This is a genomic window from Gemmatimonadaceae bacterium, assembly GCA_035533755.1.
Lineage (GTDB): Bacteria > Gemmatimonadota > Gemmatimonadetes > Gemmatimonadales > Gemmatimonadaceae > JAGWRI01.
The window spans coordinates 1-2,236 of the sequence record DATLTC010000007.1 but is presented as its reverse complement, the minus strand read 5'-3'; the positions used below and the strand labels follow the sequence as shown (position 1 = coordinate 2,236).

Sequence of the window (2,236 nt, the reverse complement as noted above, 5' to 3'; positions counted from 1 at the left end):
CGATTTCCTGGCCCAGGCGACGCCCGAAGACAAGATGGCGCTCATCAAGCGCGAGCAGGCGGGCGGCCGGCTCGTGGCAATGACCGGCGACGGCACGAACGACGCGCCGGCGCTGGCCCAGGCCGACGTCGGCGTGGCCATGAACACCGGCACGCAGGCGGCCAAGGAAGCCGGTAACATGATCGACCTCGACTCCAACCCCACCAAGCTCATCGAGGTGGTGGAGATCGGCAAGCAATTGCTCATGACGCGGGGATCGCTCACCACGTTCTCGATCGCCAACGACGTGGCCAAGTACTTCGCGATCATCCCGGCGATGTTCGTGACCACGTATCCCCCGCTCGCGGCGCTCAACATCATGCGCCTGCACTCCCCCGATTCCGCCATCCTGGCCAGCGTGATCTTCAACGCGCTGATCATCGTCGCGCTCATTCCGCTGGCGCTGCGGGGGGTGCGGTACCGTCCGGCGCCGGCGTCGGTGATCCTGCGCCGCAATCTGTGGATCTACGGCGTCGGCGGGTTGATCGTCCCCTTCGTGGGCATCAAGCTCATCGACATGCTCCTCGTCCTCTTCCGGCTGGTGTAACGTGCTCCGCAACCAACTCCGCCCCGCGATCGTGCTCACACTCGCGCTCTGTGTGATCACCGGCATCCTCTACCCGGGCGTTGTCACCGCCGTCGCCCAGCTGCTCTTTCCGCGACAGGCCAACGGCTCTCTGATCCGCGGCGCCGACGGCGCCCCGATCGGCAGCGCGCTCATCGGCCAGTCGTTCACGCGCCCGGAGTACTTCCATCCGCGCCCGTCGGCCGCCGGCGCGGGCTACGACGACACGCTGTCGGCCGGCAGCAACCTCGGCCCCACCAGCGCGAAGCTGGATTCGCTCGTCGCGGCGCGCGTGGACACCGTCGTCGCCCAGGACGGCGGCGTGAAGGGGAAGATCCCGTCCGATATGGTCACCGCGTCGGGCTCCGGCCTCGACCCCGACATCTCGCCCGCCGACGCGTTCCTGCAGGTGGAGCGCGTGGCGCGGGCCCGGCACGCCGACAGCGCGGCGGTACGGGCGCTCGTCGACCACCACGTGCAGGGCCGCCAGTTCGGCCTGTTCGGCGAGCCGCGCGTCAACGTGCTCGAACTCAACCTCGACTTGGATCGGTCGTTCCCGCTGCATGCCGCGGCGTCGCACGATTGATGAATCATCATGAGACGAATCTTGGCCGTGAGCCTCCTGGCCCTCGCCGTACGCGCGCAGGGCCAGACCGCCACTGACACGACCCACGCCGGACCTGCCGCCGCCGCGACGCGGCCCGCTCCCTTCGGCGGATTCACGTTCAGTGGATACGCCGAGGCATCCTATCAGTATTCCACGCACCCCGCGGGCACGACGATCGCGGGCCACCTCTACGATCGATACCAGAACCAGTTCTCGCTCGACGCGCTCGATCTCGTGGCCGACCGCCCGTACGACGCTCGCACGTGGAGCGCCGGCGTGCACGCCGAGGTCCTGCTCGGACAGAATGCCGCGGTCGTGCAGTCCCGCGGACTGGCGCTCGGGCCGCAGGGCGACCTCACCCAGCTGTACGTTTCCCTCAACGTGCCGACGCCCAACGGCAACGGGCTCCAGCTCCAATTCGGCAAGTTCGCCACGTTGCTGGGACTCGAGGTGATCGAGGACGTGGCGAATCCCGTCTGGTCCGTCGGCAACCAGTTCATCTTCCTGGAGGACTTCACCTCCACCGGGGCGCAGGTGTCCTACCGGTTCGGGCCGCACGCCGACGCGCAGCTCCGCCTCACCAATGGCTGGGACGCCGTCGAGGCGCGGAACTCGGGCAAGACCGTGCTCGGCCGCCTCGGCCTCTATCCCGATTCCACTTCCTCCGTCTCGCTGTTCGGCTATTCGGGCGCCGAGGAGTTGGACAATGCGTCGGCGCTCCGATCGGGCTCCGAGGTCCTGCTCTGGAAGACGTTCGCGCCGAGCTGGAACGCATGGCTGCAGGCCGATTACGGGCGGGAGATGGCCAACGCCGCGCTCCCCGATTCCACGCGCGACGCGCAATGGTGGGCGTTCGGCGCCTGGGTCGCGCACGACCTCACGTCGACCGTCGGGCTCGGCCTCCGCGCCGACTACATGGCCGATCCCAACGGCGCCCGCACGAGCGCGGCGCTCGGGTATCCCGCCACCCCCGGGCAACGGGTGGCGACCGGCACGCTCACGCTCAACGTGCGCGCGTGGCCGGG

Annotated in this window: 3 protein-coding genes; all 3 read left to right on the top strand. The window is 68.9% G+C overall.

Features of this window, described 5'->3' with window-relative positions:
- On the top strand, nucleotides 1–586 hold a 586-nt coding region (locus VNE60_00490), incomplete at its 5' end, for an HAD-IC family P-type ATPase (GenBank protein ID HVB29983.1).
- 1 nt (nucleotide 587) lies between these two features.
- Entirely contained in the window at nucleotides 588–1,190 is a 603-nt protein-coding gene (gene kdpC / locus VNE60_00485; protein ID HVB29982.1) for a potassium-transporting ATPase subunit KdpC, read from the top strand.
- A gap of 9 nt (nucleotides 1,191–1,199) precedes the next feature.
- A partial coding sequence (locus VNE60_00480; GenBank protein ID HVB29981.1) for an outer membrane beta-barrel protein occupies nucleotides 1,200–2,236 on the top strand: 1,037 nt, incomplete at its 3' end.